General features: G+C 40.7%; 20 protein-coding genes. 8 read left to right on the forward strand and 12 right to left on the reverse strand.

Features of this window, described 5'->3' with window-relative positions; genetic code table 11:
* Positions 1–11 precede the first annotated feature (11 nt).
* The gene (gene ruvA, locus P767_RS0107305; protein WP_026763974.1) at positions 12–596 is read right to left on the reverse strand and encodes a Holliday junction branch migration protein RuvA; all 585 of its coding nucleotides are present in this window, start codon (positions 594–596) and stop codon (positions 12–14) included.
* 72 nt (positions 597–668) lie between these two features.
* Between ruvA and P767_RS0107310 the strand changes: the two genes are divergently transcribed.
* From P767_RS0107310 to P767_RS0107325, 4 genes are read left to right on the forward strand one after another with little or no spacing between them, the layout of a single operon-like run.
* Positions 669–1,667 (forward strand): beta-ketoacyl-ACP synthase III, encoded by a 999-nt coding sequence (locus tag P767_RS0107310; RefSeq protein ID WP_026763975.1) that lies wholly within the window; start codon positions 669–671, stop codon positions 1,665–1,667.
* Between the two features lie 34 nt (positions 1,668–1,701).
* Positions 1,702–2,925, forward strand: a complete 1,224-nt coding sequence (locus tag P767_RS0107315) for a trans-sulfuration enzyme family protein (RefSeq protein WP_026763976.1) — start codon at positions 1,702–1,704, stop codon at positions 2,923–2,925.
* Positions 2,922–3,383, forward strand: coding sequence for a GNAT family N-acetyltransferase (locus P767_RS0107320; protein ID WP_026763977.1), 462 nt, complete (start codon positions 2,922–2,924; stop codon positions 3,381–3,383). The genes P767_RS0107315 and P767_RS0107320 overlap by 4 nt, the downstream gene beginning before the upstream one ends.
* 5 nt (positions 3,384–3,388) lie before the next feature.
* Positions 3,389–4,555: a glycoside hydrolase family 5 protein gene (locus tag P767_RS0107325; RefSeq protein WP_026763978.1), complete on the forward strand. Its 1,167-nt coding sequence runs from the start codon at positions 3,389–3,391 to the stop codon at positions 4,553–4,555.
* A 17-nt stretch (positions 4,556–4,572) separates the two neighbouring features.
* Here the strand turns inward: P767_RS0107325 and fabD are convergent, their stop codons facing one another.
* From fabD to P767_RS0107345, 4 genes are all read right to left on the reverse strand, one after another.
* A complete protein-coding gene (fabD, locus tag P767_RS0107330; RefSeq protein ID WP_026763979.1) occupies positions 4,573–5,469 on the reverse strand; it encodes an ACP S-malonyltransferase in 897 nt (298 codons plus the stop codon).
* Between the two features lie 33 nt (positions 5,470–5,502).
* Positions 5,503–6,225, reverse strand: a complete 723-nt coding sequence (gene folE / locus P767_RS0107335; protein WP_037351684.1) for a GTP cyclohydrolase I FolE — start codon at positions 6,223–6,225, stop codon at positions 5,503–5,505.
* On the reverse strand, positions 6,182–6,604 hold the full coding sequence (locus P767_RS0107340; protein ID WP_026763981.1) for a 6-pyruvoyl trahydropterin synthase family protein: 423 nt from the start codon (positions 6,602–6,604) through the stop codon (positions 6,182–6,184). Before P767_RS0107340 ends, folE begins: the two co-directional genes overlap by 44 nt.
* Before the next feature lie 233 nt (positions 6,605–6,837).
* Positions 6,838–7,245: a 6-pyruvoyl trahydropterin synthase family protein gene (locus tag P767_RS0107345; protein ID WP_026763982.1), complete on the reverse strand. Its 408-nt coding sequence runs from the start codon at positions 7,243–7,245 to the stop codon at positions 6,838–6,840.
* Positions 7,246–7,312: 67 nt separating this feature from the next.
* On the opposite strand from P767_RS0107345, the gene mqnB reads away from it, so the two are divergent.
* A complete protein-coding gene (mqnB, locus tag P767_RS16305) occupies positions 7,313–7,981 on the forward strand; it encodes a futalosine hydrolase (RefSeq protein ID WP_051417221.1) in 669 nt (222 codons plus the stop codon).
* Positions 7,982–8,017: 36 nt separating this feature from the next.
* Positions 8,018–8,815, forward strand: coding sequence for a 1,4-dihydroxy-6-naphthoate synthase (locus P767_RS16310; protein ID WP_037351685.1), 798 nt, complete (start codon positions 8,018–8,020; stop codon positions 8,813–8,815).
* 126 nt (positions 8,816–8,941) lie between these two features.
* Here P767_RS16310 and P767_RS16315 read toward each other — a convergent pair whose 3' ends face one another.
* The 7 genes from P767_RS16315 to P767_RS0107385 form a co-directional block, all read right to left on the reverse strand.
* Positions 8,942–10,804, reverse strand: coding sequence for a multicopper oxidase family protein (locus tag P767_RS16315; RefSeq protein ID WP_262506389.1), 1,863 nt, complete (start codon positions 10,802–10,804; stop codon positions 8,942–8,944).
* Positions 10,805–10,809: 5 nt separating this feature from the next.
* On the reverse strand, positions 10,810–11,109 hold the full coding sequence (locus tag P767_RS18840; RefSeq protein WP_262506390.1) for a multicopper oxidase domain-containing protein: 300 nt from the start codon (positions 11,107–11,109) through the stop codon (positions 10,810–10,812).
* A 6-nt stretch (positions 11,110–11,115) separates the two neighbouring features.
* Positions 11,116–11,670: a DUF2911 domain-containing protein gene (locus P767_RS0107365; RefSeq protein WP_026763983.1), complete on the reverse strand. Its 555-nt coding sequence runs from the start codon at positions 11,668–11,670 to the stop codon at positions 11,116–11,118.
* 16 nt (positions 11,671–11,686) lie between these two features.
* Complete coding sequence (locus P767_RS0107370) at positions 11,687–12,442, reverse strand: heavy-metal-associated domain-containing protein (protein ID WP_026763984.1); 756 nt, start codon at positions 12,440–12,442, stop codon at positions 11,687–11,689.
* A 92-nt stretch (positions 12,443–12,534) separates the two neighbouring features.
* On the reverse strand, positions 12,535–13,095 hold the full coding sequence (locus tag P767_RS0107375) for a helix-turn-helix domain-containing protein (RefSeq protein ID WP_026751307.1): 561 nt from the start codon (positions 13,093–13,095) through the stop codon (positions 12,535–12,537).
* A 158-nt stretch (positions 13,096–13,253) separates the two neighbouring features.
* Positions 13,254–14,567 carry a cryptochrome/photolyase family protein gene (locus P767_RS0107380; protein ID WP_026763985.1) on the reverse strand — a complete coding sequence of 438 codons (1,314 nt, stop codon included), beginning with the start codon at positions 14,565–14,567 and terminating at the stop codon, positions 13,254–13,256.
* A gap of 85 nt (positions 14,568–14,652) precedes the next feature.
* The gene (locus P767_RS0107385) at positions 14,653–15,507 is read right to left on the reverse strand and encodes an aminotransferase class IV (RefSeq protein WP_026763986.1); all 855 of its coding nucleotides are present in this window, start codon (positions 15,505–15,507) and stop codon (positions 14,653–14,655) included.
* A 26-nt stretch (positions 15,508–15,533) separates the two neighbouring features.
* On the opposite strand from P767_RS0107385, the gene P767_RS16320 reads away from it, so the two are divergent.
* Together P767_RS16320 and P767_RS0107395 are read left to right on the forward strand one after the other, a co-directional pair.
* Positions 15,534–16,526, forward strand: coding sequence for a Nif3-like dinuclear metal center hexameric protein (locus tag P767_RS16320; RefSeq protein WP_245586858.1), 993 nt, complete (start codon positions 15,534–15,536; stop codon positions 16,524–16,526).
* A gap of 131 nt (positions 16,527–16,657) precedes the next feature.
* Positions 16,658–17,413 carry a zinc ribbon domain-containing protein gene (locus tag P767_RS0107395; RefSeq protein WP_026763987.1) on the forward strand — a complete coding sequence of 252 codons (756 nt, stop codon included), beginning with the start codon at positions 16,658–16,660 and terminating at the stop codon, positions 17,411–17,413.
* Positions 17,414–17,427: the final 14 nt, after the last annotated feature.

Below are 17,427 nucleotides of genomic sequence, written 5' to 3' on the forward strand. Positions count from 1 at the left end.
CAATTCGATGGCTAGAGGTTTTTGAGTGCTTGTTTAATAATTTCTTCTAATGAACTGTTTTCGGGGGTGGTTTGCATGGTCTTTTTAACGGCTTGTTCGGCCATTACACGTCCAATGCCCAATGAAATTAAGGCATTTATGGCATCCGAATCCATTTGAGGGGTAACAAATCCGGGTAAAATATTCTCATTATGCTGTTTGGCCAGCTTATCTCTCAATTCAACTATCAGTCTTTCGGCCGATTTTTTGCCAATTCCCTTAATACCTTCCAGCTGTTTGGTATTGCCCTGCACAATGGCGCGGGTAATTTCTTCGGGCTTCATACCAGACAACATCATTCGGGCGGTAGAAGCGCCTACGCCGGAAACACTGATGAGCTGCAGAAACAGGTCTTTTTCTATCAGGTCGGCAAAGCCAAAAAGAGTATGTGCATTCTCGGTAATATGCAGGTAGGTAAAGAGCTGACCGCTCTCCTGATTACTGATAGCAGAAAAAGTATTCAGGCTAATCTGAAGATCGTACCCAACTCCATTCACGTCTACCACCACACGGGCGGGTGTTTTAACGGCAAAATGACCTCTGAGAAATGCTATCATAAATGAAGACGAAAATAACAAAAAGAAAGCAATTAGCTGTACCTTCAACCTTTTATATAACCCATATAGTAAATGAATAAAATTAGTGCAGCAATTACCGCAGTCGGCGGTTATGTTCCCGAAACAAAACTGACCAATTTCGATCTGGAAAAAATGGTAGACACCAACGACGAATGGATCAGGAGCAGAACCGGAATTGAAGAAAGAAGAATTTTAAAGGAACCGGGAAAAGCCAGTAGCGATATGGCAGTAAAAGCCATAGAAGAAGTGTTGCGTAAAAAGAATATGGCCCCCACCGATATTGATTGCATCATCTGCGCAACAGTAACGCCAGATATGGTTTTCCCGGCAACCGCCAATATCATTGCCGATAAAATTGGAGCAACCAATGCATGGGGTTTTGACATGAGTGCAGCCTGCAGTGGCTTTTTATATGCAGTAACCACCGGAGCCATGTTCATTGAAAGCGGACGCTACAAAAATGTGATGGTAGTAGGTGTAGATAAAATGAGTGCCATTATTGATTATACCGACCGTGCCACCTGTATTATTTTCGGCGACGGTGCAGGCGCCATATTGCTGGAGCCTACAACAGAAGACTTCGGAATTAAAGACAGTATTCTAAGAAGTGATGGCAGTGGCAGACAATACCTGCACATGAAGGCGGGCGGATCCTTAAAGCCGGCTTCAGTTGAAACGGTTATGGCCAAGGAACACTACGCTTATCAGGAAGGACAGGCTGTTTTTAAATTTGCCGTGAAAGGAATGGCCGATGTAAGTGCAGAATTGCTGGAGAGAAACAATTTAACCGCTGATGATATTGCCTGGCTGGTACCACACCAGGCCAACCTTAGAATTATTGATGCAACCGCTAACAGAATGGGGCTTCCCAAAGAAAAAGTGATGATCAATATTCAGAAGTATGGCAATACCACAGCAGCCACCCTACCCTTGTGTTTATGGGATTGGGAAAAGCAACTGAAAAAAGGTGACAACATCGTTTTGGCTGCATTTGGGGGAGGATTTACCTGGGGAGCCACCTGGATTAAGTGGGCCTATGACAGCCAATAATTCCAATGATCTCGACTAAAAATATTTTTTACAAATGAATAAAAAATACAATGGAGTTGGTACTACTGCTATCCACGCATCGGGCCATAACAACGCCAATCACGCGCATTTAACGCCCATACATGCCAGCTCTACCTTTACTTTTGAAACAGCTACTGAAGGAAGTGAAAGATTTGCAGGAACCGATAAAACTAAAATATACAGCAGATGGGGCAACCCAAGTTTTACGGTTGCAGAAGAAACCATTGCAGCACTTGAAAGTTTTGGTTTAAAAAACGAAGCCGGAGAACCCTTACAAGTAAAAGCATTGTTGCACTCAAGCGGACAGGCTGCTTTAACCACTCTGTTTTTAGGCTTACTAAAAAAAGGAGACGCGGTTTTATCTCACCATGCATTGTATGGTGGCACACATGAGTTGCTGCACAAAGTTTTAGCAGACACCGGCGTGGAAACCATATTGGTAAATCTGAATGATGAAGAAGCAATAGCAACCGCTTTACAAAATCATCCGAATATTCAGCTGATACATATTGAAACGCCCTCCAATCCAACACTGCGTTGCATTGATATTCAGAAAGTATGCGAGCTGGCAAAATCAAAGGGGATTAAAGTTTCCGTTGACAACACAGCCGCTACTCCATTCTTGCAGCAACCCTTTAAATGGGGAGCTGATTTTGTTATGCACAGCACTACAAAATTTTTGAATGGACATGGCACAGCCATTGGTGGCATTTTAATAGGCAAAGACCTTGCGCTAATGAATGGTCCCATCTGGAAATGGCATGTATTATTAGGAGGCAACAGCAATGCATTTGATGCATTTTTATTAACCAATGGATTAAAGACTTTGGAGTTACGGATGGAGCGACACTGTAGCAATGCAGTGCAGGTAGCCAATTATCTGGCACAACATCCTGCTGTAGCCAAAGTAAATTTTTGCGGATTACCTACACATCCTGACTATGCCATAGCCCGTAAACAAATGAAACAGGCAGGTGCATTAATGAGTTTTGAATTAAAGGGTGGATTGGAAGCAGGAAAAATATTCATAGACGCTTTACAGATGGCAGTGAAAGCCATTTCATTTGGCACACCCGACACCCTGTTGTCGCACCCTGCCAGTATGAGCCATATGGGATTAACCAAAGAGGAAAGATTACAATTCGATATCACCGATGGATTAATCAGATTGAGTGTGGGCATAGAAAACATTGAAGATATAATTGCAGATTTCAATCAAGCACTGAACCAACTATGAATATTCAAATCAGAAGAGCCGAAGCCAGAGACTGTGCACGGATTCTAGAATTAATTAAGGAACTGGCTGTTTATGAAAAAGCACCGGACGAAGTAACGGTAACACTGGATCATTTTATTGAAAGCGGATTTGGTGAGAAGCCGGTATGGTGGGCATTTGTTGCAGAAGAAACCCAGGCAGACGGAAGCAACGAAATTCATGGTTTTGCACTCTACTATATACGTTACAGTACCTGGAAAGGTCAAAGAATGTACCTTGAAGATATATTGGTAACCGAAAAAATGAGGGGGCAACATATTGGTAAGCTACTCTTTGATCGTTTAATACAAGAGTGTAAAGAAAAAGGATTCAAGGGAATGGTTTGGCAAGTGTTGGAATGGAACGAACCCGCAATTAATTTTTATAAAAAATACAATGCCAATTTTGATCCGGAATGGATCAATTGCAGCATCAACTAAGGAGAATGAATAAATATCTTTCAACCATTTTATTAATGACCGCTTTATGGCTGACTGCCTGTACCAAAACCGGTTCCAGTCCCGATCCTGTTATCGGCCCCAAGGGAACGGCAGTGGACAAGCTGGCCCGTGGCATTAATTTATCTAACTGGTTCAACGATTATTCAGACCCTTCCCAATTCAGCAACCGTTTCGGCAGTGCACATTTCAAACAAATAAAGGATGCGGGCTTTACTTATGTTCGCCTCCCCATTGGACCATCCGTATTATGCGGAACTTCAAAGATTGAAGACATTCAAACTGCCAACCTGGTACATGTTGAAAATGCGGTAAAGAATATACAGGCCACAGGGCTTGCGGTGGCCATTGAAATGCATCCCTACGGTGATAATTTTGAAGCCAGACTGGCCATTGATCCTTTGGCAAGACAATCCTTCAGACAATTCTGGAAAAATCTGGCCAATCATTTTAAAGCATATGATACTTCCCGCTTGTTTTTTGAAATCTGGAACGAACCCAATATCGGTGCAGAAAGACTGGTATCCGGAATTGACAAAAACTGGTGGGCTCCTTTTCAGGAACAAATAGTAACGTCTATCAGAGAAGCCGCTCCCAATCATTATATTATTGTAACAGCTGAGGATTACGGTAGCTGGAGCGAGTTATTGCAGCTGCCCATCATCAATCAGAAAAAAATCATTTACAATTTTCATTTTTACGATCCATTTACTTTTACTCACCAGGGAGCCGACTGGATCAGCGGGCCCTATTCACTGCTTCGTTTCTTGCCTTATCCGGCAACACCAAACAATGTGAGTACGCTTGCGGCCAATGCCAGCAACCCTTCTGCAAAATCTCAGATAGAATGGTACGGCAGACAACAATACGCTGCAGACTCCATTAATAAAGTAATGCAGCTGGTGTACAACTGGAGTGTTCAGAAAAAAGTAGACGTAATCTGCAACGAATTCGGTGTGCACAAAAAAGTAGCTCCACCCGAAAGCATCATTAATTATTTATCAGACGTAACTACCTACCTGAATAAATTTGGCATTGGCTGGGCTGTATGGGATTATGACGATACTTTCGGTATTGCCTCCTACACAACAGGAACCAGAGCGGTGCCCCCGGTATGGGACAATGGCGTACTCAATGCACTAAAAATAAAATAAGGGCCGAAAAATCTTTACTAGCTAACCCCATTGGTAGTAACAGCAGCGCCTGCAATTTTACCAACCAGACCTTGTAATACTTTACCAGGGCCGCATTCAGTAAATTCAGCAGCACCATCTGCCACCATTGCCTGAACACTCTGTGTCCATTTTACCGCACCGGTTAACTGATTAATCAGATTGTTTTTTATTTCCATTGGATCGCTAACCGCTTTAGCAACGGTGTTCTGATATACAGGACAAGAAGGGGTATTGAATACGGCAGATTCAATGGCAGCAGCCAGTTCTGCTTTGGCTGGTTCCATTAATGGAGAGTGAAATGCGCCTCCAACCGGTAGCACCAATGCACGTTTGGCACCCGCTTCTTTCATTCTTATACAAGCAAGATCAATAGCTACAACAGAACCGCTGATTACTAACTGACCCGGACAATTGTAGTTGGCAGCAACTACTACCTCCCCTGTTTCAGTCTGAACAGCCGCACAAATTTCTTCTACTTTTTCATCGGGTAAATTCAAAACAGCCGCCATGGTAGATGGGTTGGCTTCGCAGGCTTTTTGCATGGCCTGAGCACGAATGCTTACCAGTTGCAAAGCCTTATCAAAAGATAAAACACCATTGGCTACCAATGCAGAGAATTCTCCTAAAGAGTGACCTGCAACCATATCAGGCTTGGCACCTTCAATGGTTTTAAATGCAGCAACTGAGTGAATAAAAATAGCAGGCTGGGTAATATTGGTTTGCTTCAACGCTTCATCAGAACCCGTGAACATGATATCACTGATGCGGAAACCGAGGATTTCATTAGCCTGCTCAAACAAATCTTTTACAGAGCTATGTGCATCATACAGGTTTTTACCCATTCCGGAAAACTGAGCTCCCTGACCAGGGAAAACAAAAGCGTGCTTTGCCATGAATTAAAAATTTATGGCAAAGTAAACGATTTTTTAAAACTCAGTCTTCAATTCTAAATAACGAAGGAATTCTACTTTGCGTTTTTCTTCTTTGAACTTACCGCCATAGAAAGAAGTAATGGTAGAAGAAGTGTCGTCTTCCACGCCTCTGCTCGCAACACATAAGTGTTTGGCATCAATTACAATAGCAACATCTTCTGTACCCAGTTCTTTCTGTAATTCTTTGGCAATTTGTACCGTTAAACGCTCCTGCACTTGCGGACGCTTGGCAAAGAACTCAACCAGACGGTTTAATTTACTTAAACCAATTACTTTACCATTGCTAATATAAGCCAGGTGCGCTTTACCAATGATGGGAACAAAATGGTGTTCACAATTGCTGTAGAAAGAAATATTCTTTTCAACCAGCATTTCATTGTACTTGTATTTGTTGTCGAATAAAGCAACAGCAGGTTTGTTGGCGGGATTAAGACCGCTAAAAATTTCCTGCACGTACATTTTAGCAACGCGTTTGGGGGTTCCTTTTAAACTATCATCGGTTAAATCCAGTCCAAGGGTTTCCATAATGGCTTTAAAATGCTCCTGAATGATGGCGATTTTTTCGGCATCAGACTTTTCAAAAGCATTGGCCACCATTGGTGTATCTATAGAAGTACTTACATGATTGTCTCCCATTTCATCAATCAGGTCATCATCGTTAAAAACGATTTTATCACCATTCAGTCGGATATTCGACAAAATTTCGTTCTGTTTCATACAATCTGATTTTTAAGGTATATTTCTCTTCCAGCTTCGCTCTTAACAGTTGGTAAATAACCACTGCAATATTTTCCGCCGTAGGATTTAAGTTTTTAAATTCCTGTGTATCCAGGTTTAAATTTTTATGATCGAATCGGTTTAGCACCTCTTCTTTAATTACATCGCTTAACAATTTCAGGTCAATTAAATAACCTGTTTCCGGATCAATTTCACCACTTACCATCACAATCAATTCGTAGTTATGACCGTGAAAGTTTTCGTTGTTGCACAAACCAAATACTGCCTTATTCCGCTCGGCCGACCAGGCGGGATTATGCAACCTGTGGGCAGCATTAAAATGTTCCTTACGGAAGACAGTGATTCTGTTCTTGTTCATATTAAATCCTTCTTGTACTACGCTGAACTTATATTAGTTTGGTACTGTTTCAGAAGTGTGCTGATCAAGTGTCCAAACGAATTGTTCTGTAAACCTATCCAATTACGTACCATAAACCAAATCAACTGTAAAAGGCAGGAATACGATATAATAACGCAGGTAGCTTCAATTTGTTTAAACTTTTTTTGGAATGATTAAACAAACGCCTCGAAATAGTCCTGACAGTTTAACAGTTAACCAAAGTATTCCACGTAAATACGGGGCGTTTCGTACAGTTTAATGCAATGCAACTGAACCGGAGCAGGCAAATGAGGGGCTAATTGCTCCCAGATAGCGATTGCCAGGTTCTCGGTACTACACATTTTTCCAGCCATAAACGGCACGTCCATATTCAGGTTCTTATGATCTAAATGGTCAATCACATGGGCTTTAATGAGCTTACTAAGGGCTTTTACGTCGAACAAAAAGCCGGTATCCGGGTCGGGTGTACCCTTAATAGTAACATAAAGGTCATAATTGTGTCCATGCCAGTTCTCATTAGCACATACCCCAAATACCTGCTCATTGCGTTCTTTGCTCCAGGCAGGATTGAATAATTTATGGGCAGCATTAAAATGTTCTTGTCTGGTCAGGTACACCATTCGCTCAAAATTTTTGCAAAGGTACAAAAATGAAGAAAGTTGCGTGTTTTTCATCAACTTTACGTTTATGAGAGTCGTAATTACATCAGCAACCACCGGAGAATGGATGCCTGCATTTGTGGGGATCAACGATCTCTATACAGGTAAAAGTAAGCGCATTAAAGTGCAGTTTTATCAGTCAGGGGTGGGATTATTAGCGTCTGCTGTAGCACTCACCCGACTCGCCATAGAGGAACGCCCCGATTTAATTATTCAGGCAGGAATTGCCGGAAGTTTTCAGAAGAAACTGGCCCCCGGAAAAATTGTTGTGATAAATAACGAACAGCTGGGAGACACCGGTGTTATGGAAAAGGGAAACTGGAAGGATATCTTCGATTTAAAACTGGAAAAAAGCAGTTACCATCCTTTCGAAAAAAGAAAGCTGCCCAATCCCTGGTTAAAAACCTACAACGTTCTGGGACTGCCGGAAGTAGATGCAGTAACCGTGAACCAGATCAGTACTGATCTAACCCTGATAAAGAAACTCGAAAAAAAATACAGCCCCGCAACTGAAAGCATGGAGGGAGCCGCCCTGCATTATGTAGGAAGAGAAACGGGAATTCCCTTTATACAAATCAGAGCTATCTCTAATTATGTGGGAGAAAGAGATAAGAGCAAGTGGCTGATGAAAGAGAGTATTGACCTACTCAACAAAACCTTGCTGCATTACGTTGATAAATTATATCAGCAGAAATAAATCTGAACCGAATAGACTTCCAAACCATCCGAATCTATGAAATTAAGTCTGGCATTTTCGCCCTGTCCCAACGATACTTTTATTTTTGATGCACTGGTCAATCAAAAGATAGACACCCAGGGAATTACATTTGATGTTCACCTGGAAGACGTGCAAACCCTGAATGAATGGGCCATTGCAGGCAAAATGGATTTTTCAAAAATCAGTTATGGAGTATGGAGTAAGGTAAAGGACAATTACAGTTTACTCAACAGTGGCGGTGCATTGGGCAAGGGAGTAGGTCCTTTGTTGATAACCAAACCCGCTAAACTACTGGACTATAGTCCTGAAGCCATCAATGAAATGACAATCGCAATTCCCGGAGAAAATACCACCGCGCATTTGTTGTTCAGCCTGGCGTATCCAAAGGCAAAAAAGAAAGTATTCAAAGTGTTTCATGAAATAGAGAATGCGGTGCTGAATGGAGAAGTAGATGCAGGCGTGATTATTCATGAAAACAGATTTACTTTTCAGGCGAAAGGACTTCGAAAAATAATTGACCTGGGAAATTACTGGGAGCAAACCAAGCGATTGCCCATTCCACTGGGCGGTATCATTGCAAAGAAAACCCTGGATCCCGCAATTGTTAAAACCGTAGATGGCTTAATTAAAAAAAGCATTGAATACGCATTCAGCAATTATCCTTCCGTGTCAGACTATGTAGTAGCGCATGCGCAGGAAATGAGCCAGGACGTGATGCGGCAGCATATTGACCTTTATGTAAATAACTATTCTTTAGACCTTGGTGAAGATGGGCTTGCTGCGGTGAATATTCTAACAGAAAATCAGTTGTAATTACTATGTGATAAAATCTTTTTTCCTCGCTGCAATCCTGCTGCGCAGTCTTAAATGCTCGTCGGTAAAATTTCCTCAGACAGCATACATTCCTTCAAAGCATCTTAAGTGCTGTTCAAAATTATTTTAGTAGTTGATTGTCAAGCCCAGGCCGAAGCCCATATCACTGTCATAATGAATTCGTAAGCCGGCATTCTTCCCTAGAATATAGCTGGAGGAAACCATGTATTCCTTATCAGAGTTAATCATAAAAGCAGAACGAATTCTTTTTGATACCGGTATATCATCTCTGCGTAATTGAACACGTAGGTTACCATCGTGGTATATTTCGGTTTGCAGGGTTACCAGCATGGGTAAAGTATATGCAACACCCAAACTTAATTGCACCCGATTATCTTTGGTATTCTTTTGACCGAATATGTTTTTTTCAGCAGGGTGTAATCCTAATTTTCTATATCGCCAGTCAAAACCAATAAAAGGCATTAGCCACTGCATTCTTCCGATATACCTTCCAATATGCGTTTCAGATTCGTATCCGTGCATATTATTGTATCCCAATCGCCACTCTGATCCAATACTCCAACGGGTATTCTGAACCATGATCATGCCGTCATTCCCATTGTTCGCAAAATCATTTTGCGCCATCCAATGAAAGGGATTACTTTCTTTTTGTAATTGCTTAAAGGCCCAATTTTTATTAGGTAACAATGGGTTATCGGATTGTTTTTCATAACTGAAAACACGATTCATCCCTGCCATCATATGATATAAAATATGACAATGAAAAAACCAATCACCTTCTACGTTAGCCTCAAACTCAATCGTATCGGTCTCCATGGGCATAATATCCAACACATTTTTGAGCGGCGCATAATCCCCCTGCCCATTCAGAATTCTAAAATCGTGTCCATGCAAATGCATAGGATGTCGCATCATTGAATTATTGTACAGGGTTATACGGACCACCTCCCCCTTCTTAATTAAAATCTTATCTGATTCAGAAAGTACTTTGTTGTCCATGCTCCATACATAGCGATTCATATTACCTGTTAGTTCAAATTTCAGTTCTCTTACAGGTGCATTTTGGGGGAAATTGGTTTTAACAGTGGACTTCAGCTTCGTATAATTCAATGTATTTAAATTGCTTTCATCTGCATACATCACTGAATTCATATCCATTTTTTGCATACCCATATCCATACCCATCAAATCCATGTCACCATTCATTTTCATCATATCATTCATCATCTGCATACCTTCAAAATATTTCAGCTTGGAAAGTGCTTTGGCACTTTTCCTTGTACCATTACCCAGAAAAGCAGATGCAGTCTGAATACGATCTTCTGCTGTAGCCAATAATTCATAGGAAAATCCATTTTCCGGAATGGTAACTACAATATCATAGGTTTCAGAAACACCAATAATTAATCTATCCACTTCTACCGGTACCACATCATTACCATCATTGGCAACAACAGTAAAGGGGCCACCAGCATAGGAAATCCAAAAGTAGGAGGATGCCCCACCATTTGAAATCCGAAGTCGTACTTTATCACCTGCTTTAAATTGCGGAAAGCTGGCTGCTCTTTCCCCATTTATCAAAACAGCATCATAATAAATATCAGAAACGTCCATCGCCAACATTCGTTTCCACTCATTATTAATTTTAGTTTTAAAATGTCCTTCTCTGATAGCTTCTGCATAACTTTGTGTAGTTCCTTTTTTAATGGCAAACCAATCCGAAGCATTGTGTAACATTCGATGAACATTTTCAGGCTTGTAATTTGTCCATTCACTTAAAATAACAGGAATTGCAGGCAAATCATCAATTCCTTTTCTGAAAGTGGAATCTGTACTCCGCTTTTTTAAGACCATAGATCCATACATCCCAATTTGCTCTTGCAATCCACTATGACTATGGTACCAATGGGTCCCATTTTGTATAATCGGAAAACGATACAAATGGCTTTGTCCGGGTTCAATAGGCATTTGAGTTAAAAAAGGACCCCATCTTCTTTATTGGGCAAAAACAAACCGTGCCAATGGAGCGATGTAGCTTCTTTTAATTGGTTATGCACCATTATTTCAGCTGTGTCTCCTTCGGTGAAAGTTAAGGTAGGCATGGGAATTTGACCATTTACAGCAATTGCCCTTTTAGCTTTGCCTGCGAAAGTAACAAGAGTGTCTTTAACCCATAAATCATACCGCACAACCTTCTGGGCAAAACTGTTTTGTGTGAATACTACATTCAGTATACCTACAAAAAAAAGCGTCAAAAAAAGCCTATAAAACATCACTTATTATTTAAGATTTAGAAAATCCAACGCAACGGATATATATTCCCAGCTCATTTCAATTTTTCCTCTATCTCCTGAGCTTCTGACAACTTTATAAGTAAGTGCTTCAGTAATATCTTTGTTTAGTGAAGGTTTTACAGCAACCCTGATAACATCATTTTCCACTTTGTACGCATCGGCCAAATGCATATCCCAATCTTTGCTTAGGATTAAAACCCATTCTTCTTTCCCGGGAATAGTAAAGAAACCGTACTTCCCTTTGGAAATATGCTTACCTGCAATTTGCACATCGCTGGAGAATTCAACCCAGGTAGCCTTATGAGCGCCGGTAGCCCAAACCTGATCATAGGCAACCAGTCCATTCCAAATATTTCTGCCTCTTACACTTGGAGAGCCGTAATCAATATGAACATGATTCTTTCCAACCAGCGCCATAGCCGCTTTTCTGGGACTTTTTGATTGCGCTGCATTGGCTGCTGGCGTTTGATGATTCTCATGCTGAGCAGATGCTACAATCGAAAACAAAAAGACATAAACTGAAATAATTAAAGCTTTCATATCTATATATATATTATTAGTTAACAAAATGAATAAAGATCATAATAGCACTCATCACAATCATTAAAAAGTCTTCTATAATCGTAATGGTACTCATGGGCAAATTGAACACTGCACCTAAACAAGCACATTTTATTTTGCGCTTATTCAATACAGATTGTAAAACACCCACTACACTAACAGACATTACAATCAATGTGATCAGATTGGTCATTAACGGATTAAAATTAACTAAAAAAGCAAGCCCCAGCCCTAATTCAATAAACGCGTACCAGTAAGGCCATTGTTTGAACTTTTTGGCAATCAAATCATACATGCGATAACTATCAGCAAAACCTTCCAGATTCAATAATTTAAAAAAGGAGAACACCAGAAAAAATCCCGCCATAAAATGTTGCATCCCTTGCATCCAGCTAAAAGAACCATTTGAAAACTGTACTAATAAAGTAATAGCAGTTATATAAAAAAACACCATTAAAACCGGCTTATAGGTTTCCCACCAACTTTTCTTTTCCTCTGTTAATGAATCAGTGGGATAGGTTGAAACGGGATTAGCAAATATGGCAGGCTTTAATTCTGTAATTGAATAGCGAGCGTCTAATGCAGTTTGCAGCGATTCCAGTGCAACATGCTCCGACATGGTTATTGTTGCCTTTTTTTCTTCTTTAGAAATAACAACAGAAGAGATATGAGGAACTTTCAATATTGCTGACTGCACTTTTGCCACACAGCTGGAACAGGTCATACCCGTCACCTGATATTCATGTATCATAGTAGTAAATTTTAGGATACAAATTTCAGCTGAACAATGCCTGTCTGCGTTGTAGAATTATAGATAAGATTTGTAAGTTTTATAGTAAGAAACTATAGTTCATCAATATGCTTTCTCATATTGCTCTTCAAATTTTTAAAATGAGAAGGAGTTAACCCAGTAATTTTTTTGAATTGATTGCTCAAATACCCTACGCTGCTATAATTGAGTGCATAGGCTATTTCACTTAGACTCATTTCATCATACATGAGCAATTCCTTTACCCTCTCAATTTTCTGCAGAATAAAATACTTTTCAATAGTGACACCTTCTACTTCAGAAAAAAGGTTACTCAATGTATTGTAATCTGAATTTATTTTTTGTCGTAGGTAGTCAGACAAATTCATTCCTAATTCATTGTTTTTATCATGTACGAGTTCCCTAATGAGGTTCTTTATCTGCTCAATCGTCTTACTCTTTTTGTCATTAATTAATTCAAATCCGAAACTTTTTAAATGATCAGCAACCTCCTTCTTCTGCTCTTCATTTATTGACTCAGCAAGTTCAATTTCGCCTAATTCAATTACTTTAACAGAAAGTCCAAGCTTTTCCAATTCAGTGCGAACAATCAGCTTGCAGCGACCACAAACCATATTTTTGATATAGATTTTCAAGCCTGATGTTTTTTTAAAGTTACAGCAATTATAGAATCAGAACTGACAGTTGCATTGAAGAAAGATTTATTTGATTTTGGGCTGATATATATAATCTTCTCATTTAAGACTGCTAAGCAGGATTGCAGAGGAGATTATATATATCAGCCCAAACTTCATTAAGCAGGCTTCAAAGCAGCAGCAAAAGTTTCAAGAACGCGTTTGCGCGCTACTTCATGCACCACTATCGGCTTAGGATAAGTAAACTCCTGAAACTCAGGCACCCACTTTTTAATGTATTTGAATTCCTTATCGAACTTTTCGGTTTGCAGATAGGGATTGAATACCCTGAAATAAGGTGCTGCATCACAACCGCTGCTGGCTGCCCACTGCCATCCCCCATTATTTGCTGACAAATCAAAGTCTAATAATTTAGAAGCAAAATAAGCTTCTCCCCAACGCCAATCAATTAATAAATGCTTGGTTAAAAAAGAAGCGACTATCATACGGACACGATTGTGCATAAAACCCGTTGTATTCAATTCTCTCATGCCCGCATCCACAATGGGATAGCCTGTTTTACCCTCACACCATTTCTGAAATTCTTCTTCGTTATTGCGCCATTTAATTTTATCATATTCAGCTTTAAACGCTTGCCCCTTACCCACTTTGGGAAAATGCCAGAGAATCATCTGATAAAAATCCCTCCAGATTAATTCATTCAGATAGGTTTCATTCAGCCCGGCAGCAATGGTGGCAATCTTACGAATACTCACCGTGCCAAAACGCAGATGCACCCCCATTTTAGAAGTACCGTTATCCAATGCAGGAAAGTCTCTGTTCTGACTATATTTCTTTACTATTTCCTGGTTCAATTCCTTTGAAGGAAATACCAATTCTACCGATTCAAATCCCATGGAGGACAAACTCGGTATGGCCAATGGTGCCTGCTGATAAAAATGCTTGAAATATTTTTCAGTAGGATACGCTTTTAAATAAAAAGGTTTCAGGGCAGCTTTCCACTTGCGCGAATAAGGCGTAAAAACCGTGTACGGTTTTCCGTCGTCTTTTACCACTTCGCTTTTTTCAAAAATCACCTGGTCTTTACAGGTGCTGAAGCTGATAGACTTTTGCGCTAAAAAAGACTGTACAGAAGCATCTCTTTCCAAAGCATAGGGTTCATAATCATGATTGGTGAAAACCGTTCCAATGGAATACTGCTCAACCAGTTTTCCAAAAACTTCCAAAGGCTTTCCGTAAAAAACCTGCATGCTGGAACCCATACCTACCAATGCTGTCTGCATTTCGGAAATAGCCCCATGAATAAATGCTACACGCTTGTCCTTCTTGTCTTCTAATTGGTCAAGAATATGCTGGTCAAAAATAAAAATGGGTAATACGGGCGTGCCGGCTTTAAGGGCATGGTATAAAGCGGCATTATCGGAAAGTCGCAGGTCTCTTCTGAACCAGACTATGTTTACGGAAGGCTTCATCAAAACGGTTTGTCATTCAACAGAAAGCACACAAAAAAGTTCAAAAGCAATAAGGATTGCTTAAAACGCAATACCAATGAAAAAATCACAAATAAAAGAGCGGCTTAATAATCTCTCTATAAAGCACCGGCACCAACTGGTGGTCGTAAGAGTTGTTTTCACAATGCTTTACCCATCGCATTCCGTAAATGGCATTGGTTAAAAATATTTCGGAAGCATTGGCCAGGTCTTCGGGCGTAACAATCCCTTCTTTTATTTCGTATCCTTTTTCACGCAACTGACTCAACACATATTTACGCATGACGCCCCCAACCGGACCCTCAGACAAAGCAGGGGTTGTGATCAACCCATTCTGCACCAAAAAAATATTGGCAATGGTAGCATCGGCAATATTTCCCTGCGGATTCAGCAACAGTGCGTCATTCAGGTGATTTTCCTTTGCCCACAAAGCCGCCATGGCGTAGCCCAGGTAGTTATTGGTTTTTAATAAAGAAAAATGATCGGCCTGCTTCACGGCTTCTTTAAAAACACCAATGGTTAGTCCGTTTTCATTGAGTTTATTATTCGACTCATTCAGATCCCAGCTCTGTATCAACAGATGCGGAAAATGATTCTGGGGATCGTAAATACCGCCATCGCCTCTATAAATCGTTACACGGACTCTGGCCAAAGCATGGTGTTGATTTTTTTTCACGAGCTCAGCCACAGCTTCAAAAATATAATCAGCAGTAAAATAGGAAGGTGGTTTGAACTTTAGTTTTTCCAGTGTGGTCATCAAACGCTCCCGATGCAAGGACTCCAGTAAAACCTTGCCCCTGCACCATTTCATGGTTTCAAAAAAACCATCTCCATAGCGGAAAGAACGGTTATTCGGCGAAATCAAAAGCTTGTCCTGCTTCAGAACCTTACCATCACTAAATAGAAAATGCGCTTCCGCCATAATGCGAATCTAGTTAAATTCGTCTCATGAAAATACTTCAAATCATCAGGGAACTCGAAAGCTTTGCTCCACTTGCTTATCAGGAATCTTATGATAATGCAGGGCTTATCACGGGCAATGCGCAGTGGGAATGCACTGGTGCTTTATGTACGCTAGATGCAACCCTGGAAGTACTGATGGAAGCAAAAGAAAAGAAGGCAAATCTGGTGGTGGCCCATCATCCTATTGTGTTTAAAGGATTAACCAAAATAACGGGTAAGAACTATGTAGAAGAAGCCATTATTTATGCCATCAAGAATGATATTGCCATTTATGCCATACATACCAATTTAGACAATGTATGGGGCGGCGTGAACTCTGTGATAGCAGAAAAAATAGGATTGGTCAATTGTTGCATCCTGCAACCCAAAACCTCCATCCTTACCAAACTCATCACTTTTGTTCCCACTCCTCAACTGGCGCAGGTGCAGGAAGCTTTGTTTGCTGCCGGGGCTGGCCATATTGGGGAGTACTCGGAAACCAGTTTTCGTTCTGAGGGGATTGGGACTTTCCGTGGATCGGAGCTCTCTAACCCTACCATTGGTACTCCGGGAATCCGGGAATCGGTGGCCGAAACCCGACTTGAAGTTATTTTACCCAGCTACCTGGAGTTGCAGGTTGTGGCTGCCCTGAAAGCCGCCCACCCCTACGAGGAAGTGGCGTATGACCTGGTGCCATTAAGAAATGCCAACCGAAGAGTGGGGTCTGGCATCGTCGGACAGTTGCCATCCCCCATGGAAGAAAAAGCCTTTTTTAGCCATATTTCACAGGTTTTTGGCCTAAAATTGGTCAAACACACCCCTTTTCTGGGCAAAAACCTCAAAAAAGTTGCACTGTGTGGAGGAGCCGGTAGCTTCCTGATCAGGGATGCCATTGCGGCTGGTGCCGACTGCTACATCAGTGCAGACATCAAGTACCATGAGTTTTTTCGACGCAGACAAAAAGCTGGTTCTTGCCGATATTGGGCACTGGGAAAGTGAACAATATACGATTGACCTCCTTTTTTCGCTAATAACCGCTAAATTCCCTAACTTTGCCGTCCTTAAAACCACCGTACAGACAAATCCTGTACGTTATTTTTTAGGATAAACTTTATAACTACCAACACGATATGGCATCTGTAAAAGATTTCTCCGTTGAAGAAAAACTAGTAAACCTATTACGTTTACAAAAGATTGACAGCAAACTAGATGAAATTCAGGTATTAAAAGGCGAGCTTCCAATGGAAGTAAGCGACCTGGAAGATGAAATACAAGGCTTAACCGCCCGTCAAACTCGTATTGAAGAAGAAATCAACGGTATAAGTGAATTCATTGAGAGCAAGAAAAATGCAATCAAAGAAAGCGAAGCCCTGATTGCCAAATACGAAAAGCAAAGCGAGAACGTAAAGAACAACCGTGAATTTGAAGCAATCAACAAAGAAGTTGAAATGCAGCAATTAGAAGTGAAGCTTTGCGAAAAACATATCCGCGATGCCAACGAAGAACTAGCCGAGAAGGTAAAGCAATTAGAAAACGCCAAGAAAATGGTTGCTGTAAAAGAAGGCGTTCTGAATCACAAGAAGGGTGAATTAGAAAAAATCATCGCAGATACCGTAAAAGAAGAAACTGAATTAAATTCATATAGTGCTGATGCAAGAGCCCATATTGATGAGCGTTTAATTTACAGCTACGACAGAATCAGAAACAGTTACAGGAATGGATTGGCAGTAGTTGCTGTTGAGCGTGATGCCTGCGGAGGTTGCTTCAACTCTATTCCTCCACAACGTCAGAGTGAAATTCGCCTGCACAAGAAAATCATCGTTTGCGAAAACTGCGGACGTATTCTTGTAGATGCTGATTTAAATGACAGCGTAGAAGCAAAATAAAAAATTGCATTTAA

The sequence above is a fragment of the Sediminibacterium salmoneum NBRC 103935 genome (assembly GCF_000511175.1).
Taxonomy (GTDB): Bacteria; Bacteroidota; Bacteroidia; order Chitinophagales; family Chitinophagaceae; genus Sediminibacterium; species Sediminibacterium salmoneum.